Source organism: Pseudomonas sp. W4I3 (genome assembly GCF_030816195.1).
Lineage (GTDB): Bacteria > Pseudomonadota > Gammaproteobacteria > Pseudomonadales > Pseudomonadaceae > Aquipseudomonas.
Genome location: NZ_JAUSXS010000001.1, coordinates 4473444 through 4496796, shown reverse-complemented (window position 1 = coordinate 4496796; position 23353 = coordinate 4473444). Strand labels below are relative to the sequence as shown.

Sequence of the window (23353 nt, the reverse complement as noted above, 5' to 3'; positions counted from 1 at the left end):
ATCGCCTGGTACCGACATGAATAAATGCTGTTGGAAAGCAAACCCGCAGGCGGTTGGGAGGATCACTCCGCCGCCTCTGTTTCGTCGTTGCAACACCCGGTTCGAGCTTCGCGTGAACAAACATGGATCAAGGAATTTGTGGTTCCTTATTTTTGTGCGATGGTGTAAAAATATCCCCGCATTCACCTTCCTGCAAGGAATTTGTACGACATGGCACAAAATAAACTGACAGAGGCTAAAGGCCGCGGCCGGCCCCGCGCGTATGACCCGCAGACGGCGCTGCAACAAGCGCTCGGTGTTTTCTGGAGCACCGGCTATTCCGGCGCGTCCCTGGACAGCATCGCCACGGCGGCGGGGATGAATCGTCCGAGCCTCTACGCGGCCTTCGGCGACAAGCATTCCCTGTACATCAAGGCGCTGGAGCAGTATTGGGAAGTGGCCTCCGCGGAAATGCAGGCGGCGCTGACAGACACAGGCCTGACGTTGCGTGAGGCGCTGTTGCGTTTTTATGAGGGACAGTTGTCGATCTACTTCTCGGGCGAAGGCCAACCACGCGGCTGCTTCGCGATCGGCACGGCGACCACCGAAGCGGTGGACGACCCGGAAATTCGCGCGGTGCTTTCGGACCGGCTCAGCCGGCTCGATGCCGACCTGGAAGTGCGCCTGCGAACGGCCATTGAATCCGGCGAATTGAAAGGCGGTGTCGACGCAGCGGCGCTGGCGGTACTGGCGTCATCGTTACTGCACAGCATCTCGATTCGGGCGCGGGCGGGTAAATCCCGCGGTGAATTAACCGCGCTGGCGCGCGGTGCGGTGAGCGTAATCTGCGGTGAGTGAGGGGCTTGAAGATATTTTGGCTGAGCGGCTGGCGGTGGTATTTTGCGGGATCAACCCTGGGATGACTGCTGCTGCCCTGGGGCATCATTTTGCGGGCAGGGGTAATCGTTTCTGGCGCACTCTGCATCTGGCCGGGTTTACTCCGGCGCAACTGCCCCCGGAAAACGACCGGACAATCGTGCTATATCAGTGCGGTTTGACCGCGGTGGTCGAGCGACCGACGGCACGGGCGGATCAGTTGTCAAAGCATGAGTTTGCCGCAGCGGCGGCGGCTTTCGAACAGAAGATCGCTCATTATGCACCGCGCTACGTGGCGTTTCTCGGGAAGGCGGCGTACTCGGCTCTATCCGGCCAGCGAGCAGTGGATTGGGGGCTTCAGAGCCTGACTTTTGGCAAAGCTGCTGTATGGATCTTGCCCAACCCCAGCGGGCGGAATCTGGCGTTCAACCTGGAGAAACTCGTGGTTGCTTATCAGCAACTCAGGCGGGTGGCGATCGATCCGGATCAATAGTGCGCCCCGTCATCAATTGTGATGCCTCGTGCACGCATGGACTAGATCTATGGCTGCTATCCAGAGCTGTTAGATTCATCGCTCATCAGCTTCAAAGCATTCGGGCAACGCGCGGGTAGTCATTTGCCAACACCGCGAAGACGGCATCGCCGAAATGGCGTCAATGCGCCAAAACCGTGCTCAACCTGCAAAATGAGCTAGGGGTAAGCTTGAAATGGTTCGTCCAGATACTCTTCTATTAAAAGCACGGATTGGGAAGGCCCTTAGGGTTATCAGCGTACATGGCGCCGGGTAGAGCTATCTAAATGAGGAGTTGCTCAAATGTCCTTGAGGCCACCCAGCGGCAGCACTCCCATAGCCGACGTTTATCGGATGAATAACGCCTTCGACAGCCCTAGCTCAAATAGCACCCATACTTTTGGGGTGCTCACAGGTTGCTCACCATTCAGGGGTGATGATGGCTGGAACCTTTCAAGAGGAACTGCGCCGGGCTCATGTGGATCTGACCTTCGCCACAGCCGAGGTGATGGCTTCAATTCGTGACGGAAAGGCATTCGAGGAATGATGGGATGCAGCGAATGAGCGGGAGACTACCGCCCGCAAAAATATTCCTCGACTGCTGAGTGGTTTGGCTGTTCGTTCTGAGAATTTCTAATGATTTGCGGCGGCCGCTTTTGGCCCAGAGTGTGTAAAAACGCTTCGCCAAAATTGAGGTGTGCGCGTCTACGTTAAATCTGAAATTTATCGGCACGTCAGCAGATGTGGATTTTGCGTAGAAGCGCGATTTCCAGTCCGGTTTTGAGTACCTGTGGCGCTGAAAAACGTTTTTACACAGCCTCGGCCGGATAGCGACGGTCTGGTCCAGACCGTCGCAGTGTTGGTTAAACCTCTGTCTGCTCTGCCATTTCCAAAGCATCATCGACCTCGATACCCAAGTACCTGACAGTGCTTTCGAGTTTCGTATGACCAAGCAGGAGTTGGACAGCTCTCAGATTCTTCGTCCTGCGATAGATCAACGATGCCTTGGTCCGCCGTAGCGTGTGAGTACCGTACATGGTTGGGTCAAGGCCAATGGCGGTCACCCACGCTTTGACTATTCGAGCGTTCTGTCTGGTGGAAAGATGGTCTGAGTCGTGCAATCGGCTCGGAAACAAAAAGTCCTCGCTTCGCAGACGCGCCCGATGCATCCAAGCTTCCAATACCGTTCGGGTTTGCTCAGTGATTTCAAATTGCACTGGATGCTGAGTTTTCTGCTGCATCACGATGGCCCGTGACGACACATGCTCCCCATGGGCGATGTCTCGGACTCGTAGCATGGTTAAGTCACAGGCACGCAGTTTGCTGTCGATGGCCAAGTTGAAAAGCGCCAAATCACGTGTCTTCTCTGCGAGCTGGAGTCTGATCCGGATGGCCCAGATATCTCTGACTCGAAGCGGGGCTTTCTGCCCGACAAGCTTTCCCTTGTTCCAAGGCTGATGGCGGGATCTAGTAGCGGTATTCATGGCGTGTCCTCCATATTGATGGAGGACAAGGGTGGATCAGTCAGAACGAGCGGTGGTCGCAGTTCGACCCAAAGTTGACTGTCGACAAGAGGCTGAATCAGCTCAAGCAAACAGCAATTTTTGAGTCATGCATTCCGTGCAGGAATACGCCACATAAAATTAATGAATTTTTATTATTGCTGTGTCTGGCGTAGCTTGATTTCAGGACATGGAGAACCGCCTTGAAATCATCCCCTCTCAACTCAGCTGAAAAATTTGATACCTCACGAGCCAATGAGTACGGACGACAGAGCCGTATTGCACTAGCTGGATATGACGCCTGCCAAGACTTGGCTGCGTGCATGCTGGCGGCAAGCCTGGGCAATACAAGTTCGGCAAAAATACTTGTAGTTGGCGCTGGCGGTACGGCGCAGGAAATTGTTGCTATGGCCAAGCTTGAGCCGGGTTGGCGCTTCACGGCCGTTGATCCATCCGAGCCGATGTTGGAGGCTGCGAAGCAGCAATTAGAGGCAAAAAACTTGCTTGAAAGAACGGCCATGCATCTTGGGCAAGTTGAAGACCTGGCAGCAGACGAGTCATACGACGCAGCGACCTTGATCGGTGTACTCCATCATCTCGATGGAGATGAAACCAAGCGACAAATTTTACGATCCATTCGGGCTCATCTAAAACCGGGTGCGCCGCTGATTGTCGCGGGGAATCAATACGCTTATGCCAGCCAGCCGTTACTGCTTGCGGCCTGGGGGCAGCGGTGGCGGCAGCATGGAGCCAGCGCGGATGAAGTGAAGCTCAAGCTTGGGAAAATCCTTCAAGGCGCTGATCCTCCACATTCCGAGGCGGCGGTTCAAAAACTCTTGCATGACGCCGGATTTGGAGACGCTACCCGTTTCTTCAGCAGCCTTTTCTGGGGGGCGTGGTTGACGTGCAAAGTGGTCTGAACATGGCCGCGAATGACTGCTTCTGGCCGTTTTCTGCCCATCCCAAGAGGCAAAAAGCGACCCAAAGCGGGCACTAACGATCAGGTAAACGGCAGGCAAAAGCGTACCGTTTGACTGTCTGGCAAGCCAAGTGAGCGACGCTTGCGTATTGTTAAAAACCATATACACAATTGCCTAGTAAGTCGCGAAAGGCGTTAGTTAGCGTGCCTATGGCAGTAATAACGATGCCTAGTGCAACATTATTACCAATCCTCCGTTCTTCTGCTGTCGTGATTATCGGCGTGCCGTCGGTGTGGAGGTCAGCGAAGCGCCCAGCGCTGGATTGTGACTTATAAACTCCGCTTGAAAACAGAGGTGACATAGTAAAAAGCAGGCCGACCACTATAACCACCGCGCCAAATCGATTCATCCACGACCAGTTTTCATTAATTAATGAAAAAGTAATTCCTGCGCCAAAGGCTGCTAAAGAAATAAAAATTAAAAAACCCTTAGAGGCGAGGGGTTTTACTATTGAATCGAGTATATGCCTGTCTGGATGTCGGTTTTGGGTGAACACGGAGCATTCCTTTGGCTACTAACGTTTGGTTAAGGGGCGGGCTTTAGCCCGTCCCAGTGAGCGAAGCGAATGATTTGAACCATTTGTTAGGTGGTGTGAACGATGTCGGCTGTTACAGACAGAGTTGAAAAAGCTCCTCGCCCAGGATCTTCAATGCCTGAATGGGCATAGCACTTGCTCCAACCTTGAACAATTTTAAAGTAGCATTGCCTTTTTAACTTCAGCTCCTTTATTTCTGTGATCTCGAACATCGAGCCTAAACCCAGAAACGCCTGCTCATCGGCTCGGAATGGTTGAAAGAGACCAAATGAACTCCAAGAAACTAAAAGCGACCACACTCTAACTAGTAGGCGCAGGTCGTTGTCAACGTCACTCCACTGGACAATTGGCATTGCCTCGTTGTGTGAAACTAGCTTGTTTCTGAATAATAATGTCTTGGAGTTTTCGTTTGTAAAGAGGCCGGATTTTATTTCCATTGCCGAGTGGATATAGTCGACTTCTTCTTTAGTGCACGCGCCGTTAGAAAGCATTAATGGAGAGGCAAGCTTCCATAACTTGCGCAATGAGTTGTCGCGTTTGTCTTTGCTTACAAGCTTTCCAATAATTGTGAATACACCATAGATTGAGCCGAGATACCATTGAGCATAAAAACCACTGTCTTTGAATGGATTGTTTTTTGTTTCTACATTTTGAAATGCATACACCATGGCTCGCCATTCGATGAGTTCAAGAATTAATTCATCAATGCCCTGAGGATAGTTTCCTTGCTTAAAGTCATCGCTATTTTTCCATTCTTTCAATTTTTCCAGTTCACTTAGCCATAAGCCCCGAGATTCCTCACTGTGTGCGCTCTCAAACATTTCCTGATAATGGCTTATGGTTGAGTTAATTTCTTCAAGTGTCTTCGCTTTGTTTGTGAGAGCGACAACATACTCTTTAGCTTCTTCTACAGTGCAAAACTGCATGTGCGGCTCCACCTAACGATTGAGCTAAGGGGCGGCGGCACGCCGTCCCAGCGAACGAAATGAGCGATTTCAGCGCCTTATTATCTCTTCACCATGTTTTTGTTCAATGAACTCAATAAAATCATCTAGTGGAGTCTTGGCCATATAATATCCCCTTTTTTTTTGGTAGAACCAGCCTGACTGCCGTTGACCTTATCTGTTGCAGACCTAAATTTGGATCCTGGTTCAATTGCCCAGTATCTTCCGAATCGCTCGAGCAAAACCCACGTCGAACAACGTCCGTCCGCGCTCATTGACAATTTCGCCGTGGCTACCTTCCCGCAGACCGCATGTTTCCAAGTGTTCGGGCGATATAGCCTTCAGCAAGGCTTCGTACTCAGATGGGGTCAGTTGCGCAGCAAGGGCGAGCACTGCAACCTGCGCTCCAGGCGCACTCGCAATGGTTGCCCCCAGTGGACGCCGATCCACCGTAACTTGCGTGTTGGCCTTCAGGACGTTGAGCTGTGCCTTGAGCTTATCTCGCTCGGCAATAATGGCTTGCATGATGGAGCGAATGGCTGGATCTTCAATACGCATCAGATATTCGTGGCTCGCGAGAATCTTTGCCGGTTTGGGCGCGGGCGGTCCCGCGTAGGCGGCCCAGGCTTCGATGAGCACTCGGTAGTCAGCAGACTGAGCATTGTAGAGCGCTCGGCCCTTTATGATGCCATCCGCTTCTGCCAGACGGCCGATGGCTGGCAGCAAGAAGTCTCGAGAGCTGGCCTCATACTGCTTGCGGCAAAGTTCGTGCATCTTAACTAGGTTGGCGCGCCGGTTTGATCGCCCGCCCTTAGCGACTAAAACTTCCAAGATCGCGTCCGGGTGGATGTCCGTTTTGCCATTCATGTTTCATCTCCCGCGAGGACTTGGTGCACGGAAAAAGCCGCCTGAACGCCTTTTTTCGTCGGTAGTAGAGTAGACAGGTCAATATCGAAGTGGTGACTGAGGCTCACGCCCGCATCAATCAAATGAATGACTTGGCGTTGACCAAGTGCGGGATTTTCAGGGTTCATTTTCTGCGCAAGGTGGCGCATGAAAGCGTTGCCGGCGAGAAGTTGCTCCTGTTCACTTAACAGCATGAACAGGGGAGAAAGATCCTCGCGATAAAGGGTCGCGTCGAGCAATTGGCTGCGACGGAATATTGCTTTGCCCGGCTCTAGGTCGGGGTAGACCTCTACGCTTTCGCATACGCCCGCTAACTGGAGCAACTCCGATTCCGTCTCTTCAAAGACAATATTCGCATCACCCAACGTGCCAGCGGCAACCAATTGCGTACCATCGCTAGATGGCGCATTGAGGGCGTCCTTACATCGTTCGATGAGGCGCCAGCAGGCTACCAAGTCCTCGGCAAGGTCGCTGAAACGCTTCATGCTTTTTTCCCACATTCGTTCTGCCTGCCGGTATGTGTCGATCCGCGCAAACGGTTGGTTTTCTTCCTCGGCGTCAGCTCGTTGTTTTTTCAGGTCCTGCAGCGTTTTTTCGTGGGCAATACAAATGTTACGCGCCTCGTCAAAGTGGTAGGCGAGTGTATTGAAGTGGGCAGCCAGTGCAGGCAGGTGGTGCGGTTCAGTCACGAACCAGCGGCAACGTACGCAATTTCTGCTCCCGCCTGGCACGGGGCCATGTTTTTTCGAGCAAAGTGAGCCGATTTGAGGGCCACCGTTGTAACAGCCGCCCACCGAGTCATTTTCTTCGATTTCGCTGGTGTTGCCGCCTACCAAGCAAAGCCCGTGGTGCATTGGCATCCAGCCGACTGCGTTCCGCGCGGCCGGATGCTGGGGGATAGCTGCGGCAATACTGGAAACGCTGTTGCAGATGGTTTTATTTAAGAGTTCGCCATATTCGGTGTCCAGAAGAAAGTTTTGAATGCTCGCTTCTTTGTTCGCTTCCAGTCGTTCTACTGCCTTGAGTAACACGTCGTTGATATACGTCGCGCCAGGCTTGGTGTAATACAACGTCATCAGTAAGCGGCTGTGGCCTACGAGTTTTTGTAGGATGGGGAACGGCACCAGCCCCTCCAGGGCGAGCGCGGTGATGAGTGAAACTCGCAGGCTATGCAAAGGAAAAAGAGTTTTCTTCGAGGATAACTTTCGCTCTTCTAGGGGAGGAAGAAATCGTATCGGCTGCCCTTTGCAATGGGTTTCTCCACGCTCGATTAGCCGCAGTTCGAGCGCCTCAAGCAAGTTAAACCAAGGTTTCTCTAACGAATCTAAGGTCAATGGAAGATGGCGTTCGCTCGCCCGCGATTCCGCCAGACGGAACAGAAAGCAAGCATCAGAATAACCGGCCAATTGCAGTGCGCTCTTGGCTTTGATGTGACGGCCATCTAGCTGAGTCCAAGAAGTACGCTGCGAGATGGGGTTGTACTTTTCTTGCCAATTGCGCATCTTTTCAAGCCAGTAGTACACATCCTGATGCACTGATCCACCGAATGCCCACGGAAGTAAATAGCCTTTGTCGGGACCGTGCTTGGCTATATCGGCGGTCTTATTGGTGTTGATATACAGTACAACCGGAACTCCTTCGCTATCGGCGAGCTGGCTGGGGTAACGGAACACACCTTGTTGAATTGGTCTACGTTCACTGCCCTGGGCGAGTCGGCCCTTGTTTGGCTCCCAAGTTTCCCTTGCGTAGCGCCGAGTATCAGCTTCGCCCGAGTCGAGCATACGGATCTGGAAGGTGCGGAGCGGCAAGATAAGCTTGACCAGCAGTGCTACCCAGCGAACCGGGCTCCACATTTCTAAGCGCCTCCCATTCTTTGCCGAACGCTCACGCCATACGCAATCCGGGTCGCTCCGATCAATTTGCTCCTCGATTACCTCGAACCAGGCAGGCCCACCGGGCCCGCACAGACCAGCTACTTCGCTGAGTCCACCTTGGGCCCAATGCCAGTCACGAAAATGCGGCCCTGCGGCAAGTATTTGCCGCAGTTCCTCGATGTAGCCGTAGGGCAACGGTGAATGCACACTTTCGTCTAGTTTGCGTAGACCAGCGAATGAGAGGCGGGACACAGGATTGTGGAAGCCGGTTAAGACTACCGGTTGATCGTTGTGCCCAAGTTCACTGAAATTCCGCAGCAGAACGAAGTTTAGAAACGCGTGAATATAGTTGTTGTACCTAACACCTCTTTCCGAGTCGGGGCACGTCATCCGGTAGAAGTCAGGCAAAACTGACTCTCTCGCTAGAATTACCGCCGGATCGAGCGGAAGATTCTGTTGGATAAGAAAACGTTCTAGGAAGGCTACCAACCCGCTAAGTTTGGCGCTTACGTCAGTCATCTCACCCTTTAGCCAGTCAACAGCTAAGATGCGCCAAACGGTCAGTTCCGGGTATTCGCGTTCGACCCACCCAAGCGCCGTGTCCGTTTCACGTGTAACTCCTACTACCTTTGCGGTCGGAATGCTGGAGGGCTTTGGCATCACTTTGGTTCTGGCAGCCATGAGAGTCCCTCAGTCGTTGTGTCCCATACCGGGCAACGATAAGTCAGATGTATAGAATGTATAGAATGTCCCGGCGTATTTGTTCCGTAGTAGCTGCGCAGCTATTTCCAGTGATGCAAGAGCCTCACGCGTGTTTGCCTGCGTGTATACCTCCTGGCTTTCCAGCGAGGCGTGATACATGAAGCGGCGGATGAGCGCTTTGTCGATGCCGGCTTTGCTCAGCCGGCGGCCATAGGCGTGACGGTGGCCGTGCGGCGTCGTGCCCAGAGCCTTGCCTACTGTGAGACCAATACGCTCGCAGGCGGCGGCGTGTGCCTTGTTGTACTGGGTGAGCGTGTACATTGCACCGACGGGCTCGCGGCTAAGGTTTATGAAGGCGAAGGGATGGTCGCGCTCGACGTGCACCACCTGTGCCAGGTATCGGTACCAAAGGTTCAGGAACCACTCGCCAAACTCAGGCAAGAACCAATATGCCTGCTTGTAGTAGGGGCCATCGTGTGTGCCACCTTTCCAGCCGGCGTGACGGCTGTTCATTAGCTCAGTACGGGGCGTGAGGCCGAACTGATGGGCAAGGTATTCCGCTCGATTACCGTTACGTGATCGTCCTCGCTCATCGCGCCAATCCCCAGGTGCTGCACCGTAACTCGGATGGTGGATGAGGACCTTCGCCTTGCTCTTGTTCGCGGGCTCAGGGATCACGTCAGGAATATAGAGATGAAGAGGCTCCAACTCGCGAAAGCCCGCGCCGTGCAGCAACAAGGTGATGAGCATCCCGCGATAGTCGTATCGTCCACCAACGCAGAATCCCTTATATAGCAGCTCCTCAAAGCGCTCCTCCGGGAAAGCCGGTGGTTCGGGCTTCTCTACCTTGGGCAGGCGCCGGCCTCGCACACGGTGTCCGGTCTCGACGTGGGAGGTGTTTGCCGCCCAGGTGTGGCCAAGGAAAGCCTTACTACGTCGGTACTGGTAAGCTGCTTCTTCAGCCTGTCGGTCGAAGGCGCCAATCGTATAGCGTGGGTTCACCTTTGCAGCCTCGGGGCGCATCTCGCCGAGCCAGTCGAAGAAGTCAGTCAGGTGGGTGATAATGTGCGAAGCGTCTTGAGGAGTTCTCTGAACCCAGCATAGTTCGCTCGGGTCGAGGCCTGTCTCGCGGTTGAATGTCCCAGTGTAGAGGCGTTGAGCGAAATTCTGAAAAAGTCGAAAGGTATCGCGTTCTTCGGGATTTATTTGTAGATACTCAAGGAACATCCGAACTGAGCGAGCCACTTTCGTCATCCACGTCAGGCTGCGGTCGTGGCTGCGATAAAGGTAATAGTCGAGCAACGGTTCCAACACTCCAGCGGGCGTCAGCAGCACTGGAAGTTCTGTGTAGACACCTGTGGCATCTGTATAGACGCGCGCCTTGACTGTCACAAACATGAGATCTGACCTATCTGCGCAATGTACTTGTCAAATCTCCCATTCTTGTCCTTCTCCAATGACCTGGTGCGTCTCGCTGACCACAACTAGCGACTTGCCGCGATGAACCAAGCAGAAGCTAGATACGAGATCGGTGTCGACACCAACTGCGGACGTTGTGTCGCCAAGCGAGCCGATCCAGACATAGCGGTAGGTTTCGAGGCACGCCAGGTAGTATCCGGTAGGCATGTCATTGCTCCAATCAATGAGGTCGTGAGATGCGAAGCAATCTAATGCAAGCGCTAGCGACGATGGAAATGGGCAGGACGGACATTGCGACCAACGAGGTTGAGGCTAAGTTCTGCTCAACGTTTGTGTGTCGCGTGACTAGGCTGCTATCCAGTTTTCCATGGTGCGCGTGGGTTACATCGGATTGAACGGCGCCTACATACCATGCTAGATCACGGTATGGCTTTCACATTCGCAGAGCAAAAAAATACCCCTCGGAGAGGGGTATTCGTGTAGCAAAAACCTGAAAAGCCCCAAATTATGTATTCCAAAGTGGGGGGAATAAGTCGCACGTTGGGCATAGTAGTCGACCATGATGGGGGTAGGGACGTGATTCTGCGTTCCCCTGGCCCGAGTCATTGGGGCCATGATGATGCGGTTAGGTAATGTCATGGCGCCCAGACGCAGGGGCTCGAACAGTGTGGCCATGTGGATCTCCTTTGTGTTGACGAAAATGGCAGGTTTAAACCAGGCGTGCGCCGCCATCGACGTTGATCGTGGCGCCGTTCATGAAGCCGTTGCTCATCAGGAAAACCACCGCCGCGGCCGCTTCGTCGGCAGTGCCCAGGCGGTGCAGAGGCAAGGTTTTCTCCAGTGCAGCGACAAAGCCATCGCGCGCATCGCCCATGGCTTTCGCGAGGATCGGCGTATCGATAGGGCCTGGAGACAGGGTGTTGACCCGGATAGGCGCCAATTCGAGGGCCAGGCCGCGGGCGAATGCTTCCATGGCAGCTGATGCAGCGGCGAGCACCGCCGTGCCGTGCGCATTGGGTCTATCTGCAAGCGCACCCGAAATAAAGGTGACGGAGCCGTCTTTGGAAAGGCGATTGCCAAGCGCTCTCAAGGCATATACCGAGGCCCAGATTCGCTCGTCGAAAGCGCGTTGCAAATACGCCACATCCGCTTCGAGCACTTTGCCGGCGACGAACGTACCGGCCAGCAGCACCAGGTGATCAACCTTTGGGATATCGGCCAGAGCGGCCTGGATTTGTTCGGGCTTAGTGACATCAGCGGCACGCCAGCCATCCAGCTCGTGGGTATTGGCGGCTTGCTGTGCCCGGTCTGGGTTGGAGCCGATCACGAAGACCTTTGCACCAGACGCCTTGGCCTGAATTGCAGCTGAAAGGCCGATACCAGATGTGCCGCCGACGACTACCACGGTTCGATCCAGAAGGGCGTGTGAGCGTACGTTGCTATGGCTTGGGTTGGAAATGTCGATCATCACTGTTGGCTCCTCAAGGCATCGAATTGATGCTGTGAGGACAGCGTATGCGTAACCTTCAAAGTTGATAATAGGGTTTCAAGTGGTTACTATTGTGCCATGAAAGCACAAATTGGATTGGACCGCCTGACAGGTCTTATTGCCTTTGCTCGCACGGCCTCGCTGGGCAGCTATACAGCCGCTGCACGGGATCTCTCCGTGTCACCCTCGGCCGTCAGCAAAAGCGTTCAGCGACTGGAAGAACATTTAGGTCTGCGCCTCTTCAGTCGCACCACCCGCTCGCTAACCTTGACTCCCGAGGGACGTGAACTGTACGAACGTGCGTTGCGGGTGATCCGGGAAATCGAGGACATTGAACAGACTGCGGTAGCGTCGAGGGGCGAGCCGTCAGGCACTTTGAAAGTAACCGCACCGCTACCCATCGGCGTCAACATTCTTGCTCCTGCGCTCCCGGCCTTCCGTGAGCGTTACCCGAAGCTGGTGGTGGACCTGCGGCTCGGCGATCAATTCGCCGACATTATCGAGCAGGGGATAGATGTCGCCATCCGGGTCGGCAATCTGGCTGACTCCAGGCTGGTTTCCAAGCCTCTCGGCCCACATCGAATCTGCACCTTCGCATCGCCTGGCTATCTCGCGAGAAAGGGCAAACCGCGCAATATCGACGATCTGGTCAATCATGACTGCATCAATTTCCGTTATCAGAGTTCGGGGCAGGCGCTACGTTGGCCATTTCAGGTGGGGGAGCGCGTCGTCGAGATCACTCCCGACGCCACCATGACAATTGATGTAAGCGATGCAGTCGCGGCGACGCTCGCCGCAGGCGGCGGTATTGGTATCTCTCCGACGTATGTTGCCGCGCCTTATGTGCTGCGGGGTGAGTTGGTACCGGTGTTTCCCGAATATGCGGTAGACAGGTTCGTCATCACCGCTCTCTGGCCCGAAAGCCGGAGAGGCAATCCAAACGTGAAGGTATTTGTAGACTTCCTACAAGAAGTATTCCCGGTACCGGCCCCTTGGGATGTGATAGTCGAATCGGCGGGTAATGCTCAGCGCTAACGACATTCGACAGCGCAGCGCTCAGTTGAGTTGCTCGATCCAGGAGGACACCGAGTCACCACTGCTCATGTTCGGCCGGATAATCCCGTTGATCATGAACGTGGGCGAAACGTGGACGCCGTTTTGTCGAGCATACTTGCACTGCCATTTGATGGCCTGATCCAGGGTTGGAATTGCGAAGGCCTCTGCCAGTTTGATGCCACTGTAATGCTCGAGGCGCTTAATGATGTCTTTGGGCGTTACGTCCAGATTGGGGCCTTCAGCGTGATTGTCGAATTCGAATTCCCTCCGGTGCGCTGCGACAGCGGCCATGACATTCTTGGCATTTTCTTTGCCGCCCTCAAGCGTCGCTGCGGCAAGGATGCACCGGATGATGACGCCTGAAAACATATGCCAGGGCTGGGACTGCAGGCGAATGATCAACGTGATCCGGTCTTCGCCCGCCTCTGCGAGGAGCGCATCGAACTTGAGGAACGCCTTGACGGAATAGGGGCAGGTAGGCTCGAGAAAAACTTCAAACAGGTGAGGGCCCTGACCCCACGAAAGCGTATCCACTTTCACTGGCCGGTCGTTTTCAGGTTTTTGCATAAAAGTACCTTTCAGTGAATCAGAACGAAGTGAGGGGCCCCTGCGGGAGACAAAATAGCCTGAGTACACTCAGGCATAGAGCACATCCCAGAGCCGTTTTAACTTGAGTGTCATATTGGTTTCAGACACGCTCTGAAGTGTTATGACTTCTTTGAAATATTTGGCGTAAATCGCTTCAGTTACGTGCCGGACCTCGCCGTTTTCATCCATTTCGACATCGGAAAATCGAAGGATACCTACCGGTTCGAACCCCGCACGCTCAGTGAACTGTTGCATGGCTTTCGACTTCATCGTGACGTATGAAAAAGCCATTGCGATACCCATCGCTTGAGCCAGCGCATCCACGATATAAGCCGCAAAAAGCGTAGCCCCCGTGCCCCGATGCGCCGGAGCGCACACACCATAGCGGCTATGGAGAGTCAGCGCGTCTCGATCCACTTCCAGGCACAAGGCGCAGACAATTTCCTCGCCGTGTCGACCGATGTAGACGATAACGTCCTTCGCCTCTTCACCCGAAAAGTAAACCTTCGTCTCGTAGAATCGTGGGTCAATATACTTTTTCCCAGATCCGACACTGATGTCCGGATACCACGACTTGATAAGCGCGCATAGATGGTCAATATCGTTACGTTCCAATTGCTCGTAGTTATATTCAGTCGGAGTGATGGTATTTTTGGGCAGCTCCGTGAGTAGCGGCCAGGATGCGTGTTTTATCATGTCGATCTCTTGGGGCGTTAAAGTTCAGGCGTGATGCTGCTGACGATTTGAAAGCAGTTGTTTGCCCGAAGTCATGGATTTTTAGGCTCGAAGCTGGTCAGTGGTGCCTTAGCCATTTCAAAAACCCTCCAGGTACCGCCGACGGCGCTTTCTGCATAAGAATGGAGCGGGCATGTTGCTGGCGGAGCATTTGGAGACGGGTGAGGGACGTGCGTAATTGCGACCTTTCACCCATACACCGACGTACTTCATCCCGGTGCAGTTGAAGTAATTTCACGGCCGAAAGCGCAATGAATTGCGCGCCGTTTGGCTTGTTATCCATGACGCCTTCTTCGCCTAATACTTCCCCTGGTCCCATCCGCGCGACCTCGACCCAATGGGCCCGATCGTACAACTGGACTGACACCACACCACTGCCGATAACCAACAGGTGGTCGCTGATTTCGTTGGCTTTCAACACAAAGTCGCCAGTTGCCAGCCAGGTTGATAGTAGATTCATGGCGAGACGGTCTTTATCCTCTGAAGTGAAACTTGCGAAAATGCGCACGTCGTCCAGCACAAAGCGAGTGATACCGGCCACCGGGATTTCAGCGGCATTGGCGATATCAACGCCGGATGCGCGTAGATGCCTGTAAGCAATGTCGTAAAGGCGATTACGTGCTGCAATTTTTTCGGCAGGCGTGCCGACAAAACCGATGGCCTCATACTCCAATAAGCCCTCCGTTATGTTTTTCAGAATGACCTTGGGCGCAGGAACTGGCAGTAGCGCTGAATAACCCAGCAGCGCCTGCTCCAGTATTTCCTGGACGCGTTCGGGGCGAAATCGCAGAGGCAGGTGCAGGCTGATCGTCACCCCGTGTTGATCTTCGGGCCTGCTCATGTTTTGTATTTTGGTTTTCGCCGCCACCGAATTGGGTATGACGACGGTGCTGCCTTGCGAGGTCAGCAACAACGTGGCGCGCCAATCGATGTCGGTGACCCTGCCTTCCATGCCATCGATTTGAATCCAGTCGCCCACTTGATAAGGGCGAGTGGCATTCAGGACGATCCCACTGAACACATCGCTGAGTGTGCTTTGCAAAGCCAGGCCGACGATAATAGCCAACGCGCCAGAAGTGGCGAGCAATCCTTTGACGGGAAGTTCCAGTACGTAGGCTGCCGCTGCGACGGTGGCGACGAGGAAAATTAGAGCGCCGAGCACTTCCCTGAGCAAGCGACCGCCTCCCTCAGTTCTGGATATCAGGATTGCGCCGAGCAACTCCGTCAGCATCCGCGCGCTTAAAAACCACCAGACGATCACCAACAGTGTTGCAGCCAACTGCCAGGAACCAGCGTCAGGATCGTGCACTGGTTGCAAGGGTGAGTTGCCGGACAGAAAGATGGCAGCGCTGTAACAGGCGTAGAGACAAATATTAATGCCCACGCGCAACCCCTGCAGCCTTCGGGGAACCACCCACCAACCAATAATATCGGCGATTAATATCGCCCCGAGGAGGGCGCACAGCCATTCAAGTGTCACGATGTGACCCTCCAGGAGTCTGGTGCATTCGTGCTTTCACACAAGGGCGGAACACGCGATTAAACGGCGACGCCGCGCCAGAACTGGTGGAGTTCAGCACTGATGAATTCAGGCTTTTCCTCGAATACCCAATGTCCGCACTGCTCGATGACCCCACCTTTTGCCGACAAGGCGATGTGTTTTGCCGAGGTAAAACAATGGTCGCCAAATGACACTTCGCCACCCCAGGCCAACACTGGGATCGTTAGCTTCCCTTTGGTCAGTTGCGCGGTCTGCTCCGCCATTTGCGGGATAGAACCATAATGGTTCAGGCTCGCGCGCAGGTTGCCCGGTTGGCGCATCTGCATGACGTAATAGTCGATGTCGCTTTCGGGCATTGCCGTCGGGTTGTAGGCAAAATCTCTGAAGAAGTGCTGCAGGTACATATCCTCCCGCCCTTCAATAAGGGCACGGCTGATGTCCATGTTCATGTGCATGCTCAGATGCCAGTAGGGCACCCGCGGATCGACATAACCTGGAAAATCCAGGCCAAAAAAAGGTGTTTCGATAGTGGCCAACGACAAAGCGCGTTCAGCCGCCAGGTAGGCCAGGGCAACCGAAGGCGGACCTCCCAGGTCATGGCTGAGGATGTGGAATGTATGAGCCTGTTCAACCTCCAGCAGACCGAGCATGTCTTTAGCGATATTGATAGGGTCGTAACCTTGATACGGCTTATCGCTGTCGGCGAAGCCGCGAAGGTCGGGGGCGATGAACGTGTAATGCTGTGCGAGCCTGTCGATGACCGGCATGAACTCTCGATGATTTTGTGGCCAGCCGTGCATACAGAGGACCACGGGGCCTTTCCCGGCAACCACGTAGTTGAGTCGAACACCGTTAACGGTGGCGCGTTTGTGCGTCAGGTTGGTCATGGCGAGTGCCTTTTTTGTCCCGTCTGACCCGGGCCTTTCGAGCCTGGGAGCGTAAGGCGGGTGTGCAATGTGATGCATGCCGGACCCGGCCGGGTGAACGGCATGCGCAAGGCTTGCTTAGTTAAGGTGAGCCTTGAGTTCTGTGCCCGCCTGCCTCATGGCCGCCTTGACTTCAGGTACCTGGCTCAACGGGTTCAGCAGGCCATAGTCATGGATCATGCCGTTGTAGCGAACCGCCGTGACATCGACCCCGGCCGCGTCCAGCTTCTGCGCGTAGGCTTCGCCTTCATCGCGTAACACGTCCAGCCCCGCAGTCTGTACGAGGGCAGGTGGAAGTCCTTTCAACTGATCGATGCTGGCCTTGAGCGGGGAGGCATGAATTTCCGCCCTGGCTTTCAGGTCGGTTGTGTAACTGTCCCAGAACCAGGTCATCATGTTCCTGGTCAGGAAGTGGCCTTCAGCGAACTGCTTGTAGGTGTCCGTCTCGAAGTTGGAGTCCGTGACCGGCCAGAGGAGCAGCTGAAATCGAATTTTCGGAGTGGCTTTTTCTTTAGCCATCAGGCTCACGACGGCGGCCATGTTGCCGCCGACACTGTTACCGGCCACCGCCAGGCGCTTTCCATCTACGTTGATCTGTTTGCCGTTTTCCGCCACCCACTTGGTGGCCGCGTAAGCCTGGTTAATGGCGGTGGGATAATGGGCCTCAGGGGATGGTGTGTAATCGACGTACACCGCGACCGCACCGGAGGAGACGACAAGGTCGCGAATCAGGCGCGCATGGGTGGGATAATCCCCCAGGACCCAGCCGCCACCATGAAAGAACATGAAGACTGGAAGCTCGCCTTTGGCTTTTTCAGGCCGAACCACCGTCAGCTTGATCGTCTTGCCATCGGCGGTAATGGTCTTGTCACTCACCTCAACGCCCGATAGATCAACCTTTACCGAGTTTTGCGCGCCCGTCAGCACCGCGCGGGCTTCTGTTGGACTCAATTGCTCGAGCGGCTTGCCGCCCCCCGCCGCCAACGCATTCAGAAAGGCTTGGGTTTGATGTTCCGGTATTGGATTGCCAGCGGCCATTGCGGACCCAACCGATAGGGCGATCATCGCCGGCACTGCTTTCACGACGTGTTTCATGTTGCCTCCTGAAGCTATTGGTTTGTATGAAGCGTGTAAGAACGACGGCGACTATCGGTGTCATCCGGTCAGCCTCGTATGGGGGGGTTATTGGGCGAGATAACCGCCATCAACGGCCAGGCTTTGTCCGGTCACGAAACTGGCGGCGCTGGAGGCGAGAAACAGAATGGTCTGCGCTACTTCCTCGGGGGTCCCGAGACGCTTGGCCGGGATCAGGCCGCTCAGCGCTTCTTCCGTCAGGCCGATCTCGGCCAATCTGTGAACCATCGGCGTGTTGGTCGGGCCAGGGGCGACGCAATTGACTCGAATGCCGATCGTGGCGACCTCCAGTGCTGCGGACTTGGTCAAGCCTTCCACCGCGTGTTTGCTGGCGGCATAGAGGGCGCTGCCGGGAAAGCCGACGCTGCCGCCGATGGATGACAAATTAACGATGCTGCCAAAGCCCTGTCGTTTCATGGCGATCAACTCGTGCTTCATGCTGAGGGCCAGCCCCAGAACATTGGTGTCGAATACTTCGCGGTAGATCTCTGCAGTAATCTGGTGGATGTCGGTGAACGTACCTTCGATGCCTGCGTTGTTCACGGCAACATCCAGGCGTCCGTATTTGGCGTCGATAAATTGCACAGCCGTCACCACGTTGTCCTCGAATCGAACATCGACGTTAACGAAGTCTGCGTCGGTAGCCCCTTCCTGAAGCAGTTCGTTACGCAAGGACTCACCCGCGTCGGTACGCCTGCCGGTTGCGACGATTGATGCACCGTTGCGGGCAAATGCGAGGCAGGCGGCTCGGCCAATCCCGGTTAAAGCGCCGGTCACAAGAACGACGTTGCTCATCATGATTTCCCTTTTTCTAATAAGACATGGCCACGTCAGGACGACGCAGCGCGTGAGGTGTCTCGACGTCAAACCAACCGCGAACCGCCATCGACATTGATCGTGGCGCCGTTCATGAAGCCGTTGCTCATCAGAAACACCACGGCTGCACCCGCTTCGTCCGCCGTGCCGAGGCGATGCAGCGGCAGGGCTTGCTCCAGCGCGGCGACATAGCCATCGCGCGCATCGCCCAAGGCCTTGGCAAGGATCGGCGTGTTGATGGGCCCCGGAGACAGGGTGTTGACCCGGATAGGTGCAAGTTCCAGAGCAAGGCCACGGGCCAATGCCTCCATGGCAGCCGATGCGGCGGCGAGCACCGCGGTGCCGTAAGCGTTTGGCCGATCTGCCAACGCACCTGAAATAAAAGTCACCGAGCCCTCTTTGGAAAGACGATCGCCGAGAGCCCGCAAGGCATGTACCGACGCCCAGATCCGCTCATCAAAAGTGCGCTGCAAGTACGGGATGTCCGCTTCGAGGACTTTGCCGGCGACGAAGGTCCCTGCCAACAGCACCAAATGGTCAACCTGCTGTATGTCTGCCAGCGCGGCATGGATCTGTTCGGGCTTGGTGATATCGGCCGCACGCCAGCCGTCCAGCTCATGGGTCTTGGCGGCCTGCTCTGCGCGTTGCGGATCTGAACCCAGAACAATGACCTTTGCACCCCGACCCTTGGCCTGAATCGCGACAGCCAGGCCAATTCCGGAGGTCCCCCCAAAGACAACAATATTTTTGCCGGCTAAATCACCGGTTATGGCGTCCTGCGTGGAAGTAATAGAGTTCATGTTTAATCCTCATGCTGATCGCGGGTGGTGTATTTTTGAAGTCTTGCCCGACGCTACTTGATGGTCTGCCGTAGGGACGTTCGGAGCCAGTTCGATACGGCCTGTGCAAAGGCTTCAACGTCTTTTCCATTGCCAGTGATGATCCACTTCAAGGCCACAACATCGTCGGGCATAAATATCGCGCCATAATTACTCAACTGAATCACCAATTCGACGGAGTTATTGATGGTTGCTTTTTTTCCAACCAAGATGCCTGCTTGGGCAAGCACTATTGCGCCAAGTCCGATGCCGGCAACCAACTTTCGGGCTTTATCGAATTCTTGTAGTTGAGCGATAACATTGATGTTATTCCACAAATATTCTTTAGTCCCCGCTCCCCCCATGACAGCGATGGCATCGAAACATTCGCTGTACAGTTCTTCCAAATCTTGAGTCTTGATGTGTTCAAAAGTCATTCCTTGCGTAGTGCGTGCATCGACTGAGAAAATTTTCAGGTTATATTCTTTGCGCCATACACCCAGGCACGACAAGAGCATCGGTGCGTCTATCCGTTTCGGCGGGATAATGATGGCTAAGCTTTTCATAGATATATCCTAACAATGCAGCCAACTAAAGGTGTCGTATGAAAATGCATATTGGCTATCGCCGTTACCTGTAGCCGCTGCACCGACTGCAGCTCTGGAGTGAGCATCACCCTGTCGCATTTAAAAATACAGGTGCGCTACGGATTAACACCTAAACTCTTGCGATGTAAATGCGTGCAGCCCAGAGTTTTAAAAGCGTAGCGGCATTAGCACTAAATTCATTTAAGTCCTAAATGCTGGCGTGCGTTCTCTTCTCCGCTGCTTGGAAATATGATCCAACTGCAAAGGGTTTACTCGTTGATCAATCTGCACGGTGACCCTTCTAAGGCGGCATGTCGTCAATTGAATATGTGAAGGTAATCCGTGAGGTGTTGAATGAACGAGCCATCGGAAAAACTGCAGGTGTTCGTAAGCTATAATCAAATCCGGGTGCAATTCCATGCCTGTCCACCTCGGCCTTGCCCTGAACTGCAAGATGCCCTTGATCGCCTCGCATCGTTGCCTGGATGCGTTAATTACGCATTAAGCTATTGGACACATAGTGCATTCCAATGGTCGATTATGGGTGTATGGACTGACGAGGAAGACCGTGATCGTCATTACTGTAGTGAACAGATTCAAGTTCTTTTCAATTGCCTTATTCAGCAACATGCCGCATTGATCTGTTGCAGCGAGGGGCAGATTTGAGCTTTGTGGTGGGGAACGTCTGAGTGTCCTACATCCGGGAGAATAAAAGGAATGAGCTTCGAAAAGCGTTATCAACCTTACCGCGGCCCCGCAGCAGGATGGGGAGCTCTTTTGTCCGTTGCGAAATATTGGATGCGAAGTGGTAATGCAATGAAAAATGTCCGCGCGCTTCTGGCAGTGAATCAAGGTAACGGCTTTGATTGCCCCGGTTGTGCCTGGGGTGAGAGCCCTGAAAAGCGTCCCGTAAAATTCTGCGAAAATGGTGCGAAGGCAGTGAACTGGGAGGCCACCAACCGGCACGCGGGGCCGGCATTTTTCAGAAGATATAGCGTTTCCTGGTTATCCGGCCAAAGTGATTACTGGCTGGAACAGCAAGGGCGGCTGACGCATCCGATGCAGTTCGACGCGGCTTCTGGTCATTACGTTGAAGTGAGTTGGGATGAGGCGTTTGCCTTCATCGCCCAGCAGCTAAATCAGCTGGAGTCCCCAGACCAGGCCGAGTTTTATACGTCCGGCCGGGCCAGTAACGAAGCCGCGTTTCTGTACCAGCTGTTCGTCCGCGCCTATGGGACGAATAATTTTCCGGACTGCTCCAACATGTGCCATGAAGCCAGCGCCATTGGAATGTATGAATCTTTGGGCGTGGGGAAGGGTACGGTGACCCTGGACGATTTCGCCAAGGCCGATGCGATTATCGTGATGGGGCAGAATCCCGGGACCAATCACCCACGGATGCTGGAGACGCTGCACGAAGCGGTTACTCGAGGCGCTCAGGTGGTCGTGTTCAATCCCCTGAAGGAGCGCGGCCTGGAACGATTCCAGCATCCTCAGCATCCGCTGGAGATGTTGAGCAATGGATCGAAGCCGACCAGTACAGCGTATTTTCGTCCAGCCTTGGGCGGCGATATGGCGGCTATGCGCGGAATGGCGAAATTCCTTTTGCAGTGGGAAAGGTTAGCGCAGGCGACCGGCACAAAGCCGGTGTTTGATCAGCGCTTCATCGAAGAACATACCTCGGGCCTGGAAGCGTATGTGGAGACCGTTGAATCGACGCATTGGGACGAGATACTCACGTTGTCGGGCATGACGCTGGAGGACATAGAGGCGGCTGCGCGCGTCTACCAGAAGGCAAGCAATGTGATCGTTTGCTGGGCCATGGGCTTGACTCAACATGCCCATTCGGTCGCCATAATCCAGGAGGTGATCAACCTGCAACTGCTGACCGGGAATATGGGACGGCCCGGCGCCGGTATTTGTCCTGTACGTGGTCATAGCAACGTCCAGGGCGACCGCACGATGGGTATCAACGAGCTCCCACCCCAAGAGTTGCTGGATGCCATTGAAGCCCGCTTTCAGTTCAAGGTGCCGCGCCATTCGGGGCATAACACGGTGGCCGCCATCAAGGCGTTCGAGGAAGGCAAGTCGAAAATCTTTATAGGTCTGGGCGGAAATTTTGCGCAGGCAACGCCGGACACGTCTCGTACTCATGCTGCGCTCAGGCGCTGCGAATTAACCGTGCACATCTCCACAAAGCTCAATCGCAGTCATCTGGTCACTGGAAAACACGCTTTTATCCTGCCTTGCCTGGGGCGGACTGAAATTGACATGCAGGCATCGGGTCCACAGGGCGTCACGGTCGAAGATACATTCAGCATGGTCCACCTGTCCCACGGTCCTTTGCGCCCCCAGTCGTCTGAACTCAAGTCCGAACCGGCGATAGTTGCGGGATTGGCGAAAGCGGTATTAGACACGCATCCAATCGATTGGAGTTGGGTGATAGAGGATTACGGTCGGATTCGTGCACTGATTGCCGACGTCATTCCCGGATTCGCCGGTTTCAACGAGCGACTTAAAGCGCGTGGCGGATTTCACTTAGGCAACGACGTTGCCCTGCGTATCTGGCGCACTTCGACATCCAGGGCGCGCTTCATTTCGAACCGGTTGCCGGGCGACCAGATTACTTCTCTCGCAGAAGAAACCGGCGATCGGGCAGACCTTCTCCTGCAAACCCTTCGTTCTCACGACCAATACAACACGACTGTTTATGGGCTCGATGACCGTTATCGCGGTGTTCACGGTACTCGCCATGTCATATTCGTAAACGCTGAAGATATCACTCGGCTAGGATTTGAACCGGGAGAACAGGTCGATATTGTCTCGCTCTGGCCGGATAAGCGAGAGCGTCGGGTGACCAGTTTTACGCTCATCGCCTACGACATACCTCCAGGCCAGGCTGCTGCTTATTATCCCGAGACCAACCCACTTGTCCCATTGGAAAGTTACGGACATCGAACCTTCACACCAACGTCCAAGTCTGTCGCTATAAAACTTGTAAGGTCGGCCGTTGAGGCGGGTGGCCCCTTGATTTCTTATGTTTCGGTTCCGTGATATCGCGGAAAACCAAAAGGACACCGCCAGGCACACGTCAGAATTACCAAGAAGCTCAATTGCTCGCGGAGCTGGGCCATCTCGGGGCTGGGGGCATCCTTTTCAAACCATCCAAAGCATGCCCTCAAATATGCCCTCAATGTAGCAATCCACTGGAGGTGAATGGAGCTCCATGGTTATGGAAAGGCAAAAATGATCAGCCAAACAGCCTGCCCAACGACGCCTAAAGACTCTCAGGGTCGCCAAAAAACATTTTGACTTGGCTCTAAACCGGTAGTTACAGCCCGAAAAAATAGAATTATGCCCCCAGTTTTGCCCCCAATTGCACTGGGTGTGCGAGCGATCGCGAATGGCGATTCCTGACACGGACTGGGGTGGCAGTGGCTGGTATTCAGTGCGCCTCCGTATACTGGATGAGCAA

The 23353-nt window shown here is 54.5% G+C and carries 22 protein-coding genes; 5 read left to right on the top strand and 17 right to left on the bottom strand.

Annotation, left to right across the window (positions count from 1 at the left end):
• Positions 1-210: 210 nt before the first annotated feature.
• Together QF045_RS20350 and mug are read left to right on the top strand one after the other, a co-directional pair.
• Positions 211-837, top strand: a complete 627-nt coding sequence (locus tag QF045_RS20350) for a TetR/AcrR family transcriptional regulator (RefSeq protein WP_306493746.1) — start codon at positions 211-213, stop codon at positions 835-837.
• Positions 830-1348 carry a G/U mismatch-specific DNA glycosylase gene (gene mug, locus QF045_RS20345; RefSeq protein ID WP_306493745.1) on the top strand — a complete coding sequence of 173 codons (519 nt, stop codon included), beginning with the start codon at positions 830-832 and terminating at the stop codon, positions 1346-1348. Before QF045_RS20350 ends, mug begins: the two co-directional genes overlap by 8 nt.
• Positions 1349-2229: 881 nt before the next feature.
• On the opposite strand, the gene QF045_RS20340 is transcribed toward mug, so the two are convergent.
• Positions 2230-2850 carry a tyrosine-type recombinase/integrase gene (locus tag QF045_RS20340; protein ID WP_306493744.1) on the bottom strand — a complete coding sequence of 207 codons (621 nt, stop codon included), beginning with the start codon at positions 2848-2850 and terminating at the stop codon, positions 2230-2232.
• A 221-nt stretch (positions 2851-3071) separates the two neighbouring features.
• On the opposite strand from QF045_RS20340, the gene QF045_RS20335 reads away from it, so the two are divergent.
• Positions 3072-3788, top strand: a complete 717-nt coding sequence (locus QF045_RS20335) for a class I SAM-dependent methyltransferase (protein WP_306493742.1) — start codon at positions 3072-3074, stop codon at positions 3786-3788.
• Positions 3789-3939: 151 nt separating this feature from the next.
• Here QF045_RS20335 and QF045_RS20330 read toward each other — a convergent pair whose 3' ends face one another.
• From QF045_RS20330 to QF045_RS20295, 8 genes are all read right to left on the bottom strand, one after another.
• A complete protein-coding gene (locus QF045_RS20330) occupies positions 3940-4344 on the bottom strand; it encodes a hypothetical protein (RefSeq protein ID WP_306493741.1) in 405 nt (134 codons plus the stop codon).
• An 86-nt stretch (positions 4345-4430) separates the two neighbouring features.
• Positions 4431-5309 (bottom strand): hypothetical protein, encoded by an 879-nt coding sequence (locus QF045_RS20325; RefSeq protein ID WP_306493739.1) that lies wholly within the window; start codon positions 5307-5309, stop codon positions 4431-4433.
• A 225-nt stretch (positions 5310-5534) separates the two neighbouring features.
• Positions 5535-6194 (bottom strand): gamma-mobile-trio protein GmtX, encoded by a 660-nt coding sequence (gmtX, locus tag QF045_RS20320; protein WP_306493738.1) that lies wholly within the window; start codon positions 6192-6194, stop codon positions 5535-5537.
• Positions 6191-8788: a VPA1269 family protein gene (locus QF045_RS20315; protein ID WP_306493737.1), complete on the bottom strand. Its 2598-nt coding sequence runs from the start codon at positions 8786-8788 to the stop codon at positions 6191-6193. The genes gmtX and QF045_RS20315 overlap by 4 nt, the downstream gene beginning before the upstream one ends.
• A 9-nt stretch (positions 8789-8797) precedes the next feature.
• Complete coding sequence (gene gmtY / locus QF045_RS20310; RefSeq protein ID WP_306493736.1) at positions 8798-10207, bottom strand: gamma-mobile-trio recombinase GmtY; 1410 nt, start codon at positions 10205-10207, stop codon at positions 8798-8800.
• Between the two features lie 30 nt (positions 10208-10237).
• Positions 10238-10435: a hypothetical protein gene (locus tag QF045_RS20305; protein WP_283190421.1), complete on the bottom strand. Its 198-nt coding sequence runs from the start codon at positions 10433-10435 to the stop codon at positions 10238-10240.
• A 207-nt stretch (positions 10436-10642) separates the two neighbouring features.
• Positions 10643-10903 carry a hypothetical protein gene (locus QF045_RS20300; RefSeq protein ID WP_306493735.1) on the bottom strand — a complete coding sequence of 87 codons (261 nt, stop codon included), beginning with the start codon at positions 10901-10903 and terminating at the stop codon, positions 10643-10645.
• Between the two features lie 34 nt (positions 10904-10937).
• A complete protein-coding gene (locus QF045_RS20295; RefSeq protein WP_306493734.1) occupies positions 10938-11696 on the bottom strand; it encodes an SDR family oxidoreductase in 759 nt (252 codons plus the stop codon).
• Between the two features lie 99 nt (positions 11697-11795).
• Between QF045_RS20295 and QF045_RS20290 the strand changes: the two genes are divergently transcribed.
• Positions 11796-12752 (top strand): LysR family transcriptional regulator, encoded by a 957-nt coding sequence (locus QF045_RS20290; protein ID WP_306493733.1) that lies wholly within the window; start codon positions 11796-11798, stop codon positions 12750-12752.
• Positions 12753-12773: 21 nt separating this feature from the next.
• On the opposite strand, the gene QF045_RS20285 is transcribed toward QF045_RS20290, so the two are convergent.
• The 8 genes from QF045_RS20285 to QF045_RS20250 all read right to left on the bottom strand — a co-directional run bounded on the left by QF045_RS20285 (position 12774) and on the right by QF045_RS20250 (position 19857).
• Complete coding sequence (locus tag QF045_RS20285; protein ID WP_306493732.1) at positions 12774-13340, bottom strand: thioredoxin domain-containing protein; 567 nt, start codon at positions 13338-13340, stop codon at positions 12774-12776.
• A 69-nt stretch (positions 13341-13409) separates the two neighbouring features.
• Entirely contained in the window at positions 13410-14057 is a 648-nt protein-coding gene (locus QF045_RS20280) for a hypothetical protein (protein WP_306493731.1), read from the bottom strand.
• Positions 14058-14154: 97 nt separating this feature from the next.
• On the bottom strand, positions 14155-15576 hold the full coding sequence (locus tag QF045_RS20275) for a mechanosensitive ion channel family protein (protein ID WP_306493730.1): 1422 nt from the start codon (positions 15574-15576) through the stop codon (positions 14155-14157).
• 59 nt (positions 15577-15635) lie between these two features.
• Positions 15636-16484 (bottom strand): alpha/beta fold hydrolase, encoded by an 849-nt coding sequence (locus tag QF045_RS20270; RefSeq protein ID WP_306493729.1) that lies wholly within the window; start codon positions 16482-16484, stop codon positions 15636-15638.
• Between the two features lie 117 nt (positions 16485-16601).
• Entirely contained in the window at positions 16602-17618 is a 1017-nt protein-coding gene (locus QF045_RS20265) for an alpha/beta hydrolase (RefSeq protein ID WP_124386569.1), read from the bottom strand.
• 87 nt (positions 17619-17705) lie between these two features.
• Positions 17706-18452, bottom strand: a complete 747-nt coding sequence (locus QF045_RS20260) for an SDR family NAD(P)-dependent oxidoreductase (RefSeq protein ID WP_256657699.1) — start codon at positions 18450-18452, stop codon at positions 17706-17708.
• Positions 18453-18520: 68 nt separating this feature from the next.
• Complete coding sequence (locus QF045_RS20255) at positions 18521-19273, bottom strand: SDR family oxidoreductase (protein ID WP_306493728.1); 753 nt, start codon at positions 19271-19273, stop codon at positions 18521-18523.
• 53 nt (positions 19274-19326) lie between these two features.
• Positions 19327-19857: a DJ-1/PfpI family protein gene (locus QF045_RS20250; protein WP_124386572.1), complete on the bottom strand. Its 531-nt coding sequence runs from the start codon at positions 19855-19857 to the stop codon at positions 19327-19329.
• A 738-nt stretch (positions 19858-20595) separates the two neighbouring features.
• Between QF045_RS20250 and QF045_RS20245 the strand changes: the two genes are divergently transcribed.
• Positions 20596-22932 (top strand): FdhF/YdeP family oxidoreductase, encoded by a 2337-nt coding sequence (locus QF045_RS20245; RefSeq protein WP_306493727.1) that lies wholly within the window; start codon positions 20596-20598, stop codon positions 22930-22932.
• Positions 22933-23353 lie beyond the last annotated feature (421 nt).

Coding starts and splice junctions, on each gene's coding strand:
- QF045_RS20350 (WP_306493746.1), top strand. CDS start 211: ATGGCACAAAATAAACTGACAGAGGCTAAAGGCCGCGGCCGGCCCCGC.
- QF045_RS20340 (WP_306493744.1), bottom strand. CDS start 2,850: ATGAATACCGCTACTAGATCCCGCCATCAGCCTTGGAACAAGGGAAAG.
- QF045_RS20325 (WP_306493739.1), bottom strand. CDS start 5,309: ATGCAGTTTTGCACTGTAGAAGAAGCTAAAGAGTATGTTGTCGCTCTC.
- gmtX (WP_306493738.1), bottom strand. CDS start 6,194: ATGAATGGCAAAACGGACATCCACCCGGACGCGATCTTGGAAGTTTTA.
- QF045_RS20315 (WP_306493737.1), bottom strand. CDS start 8,788: ATGGCTGCCAGAACCAAAGTGATGCCAAAGCCCTCCAGCATTCCGACC.
- gmtY (WP_306493736.1), bottom strand. CDS start 10,207: ATGTTTGTGACAGTCAAGGCGCGCGTCTATACAGATGCCACAGGTGTC.
- QF045_RS20305 (WP_283190421.1), bottom strand. CDS start 10,435: ATGCCTACCGGATACTACCTGGCGTGCCTCGAAACCTACCGCTATGTC.
- QF045_RS20300 (WP_306493735.1), bottom strand. CDS start 10,903: ATGGCCACACTGTTCGAGCCCCTGCGTCTGGGCGCCATGACATTACCT.
- QF045_RS20295 (WP_306493734.1), bottom strand. CDS start 11,696: ATGATCGACATTTCCAACCCAAGCCATAGCAACGTACGCTCACACGCC.
- QF045_RS20290 (WP_306493733.1), top strand. CDS start 11,796: ATGAAAGCACAAATTGGATTGGACCGCCTGACAGGTCTTATTGCCTTT.
- QF045_RS20285 (WP_306493732.1), bottom strand. CDS start 13,340: ATGCAAAAACCTGAAAACGACCGGCCAGTGAAAGTGGATACGCTTTCG.
- QF045_RS20280 (WP_306493731.1), bottom strand. CDS start 14,057: ATGATAAAACACGCATCCTGGCCGCTACTCACGGAGCTGCCCAAAAAT.
- QF045_RS20270 (WP_306493729.1), bottom strand. CDS start 16,484: ATGACCAACCTGACGCACAAACGCGCCACCGTTAACGGTGTTCGACTC.
- QF045_RS20265 (WP_124386569.1), bottom strand. CDS start 17,618: ATGAAACACGTCGTGAAAGCAGTGCCGGCGATGATCGCCCTATCGGTT.
- QF045_RS20260 (WP_256657699.1), bottom strand. CDS start 18,452: ATGAGCAACGTCGTTCTTGTGACCGGCGCTTTAACCGGGATTGGCCGA.
- QF045_RS20255 (WP_306493728.1), bottom strand. CDS start 19,273: ATGAACTCTATTACTTCCACGCAGGACGCCATAACCGGTGATTTAGCC.
- QF045_RS20250 (WP_124386572.1), bottom strand. CDS start 19,857: ATGAAAAGCTTAGCCATCATTATCCCGCCGAAACGGATAGACGCACCG.
- QF045_RS20245 (WP_306493727.1), top strand. CDS start 20,596: ATGAGCTTCGAAAAGCGTTATCAACCTTACCGCGGCCCCGCAGCAGGA.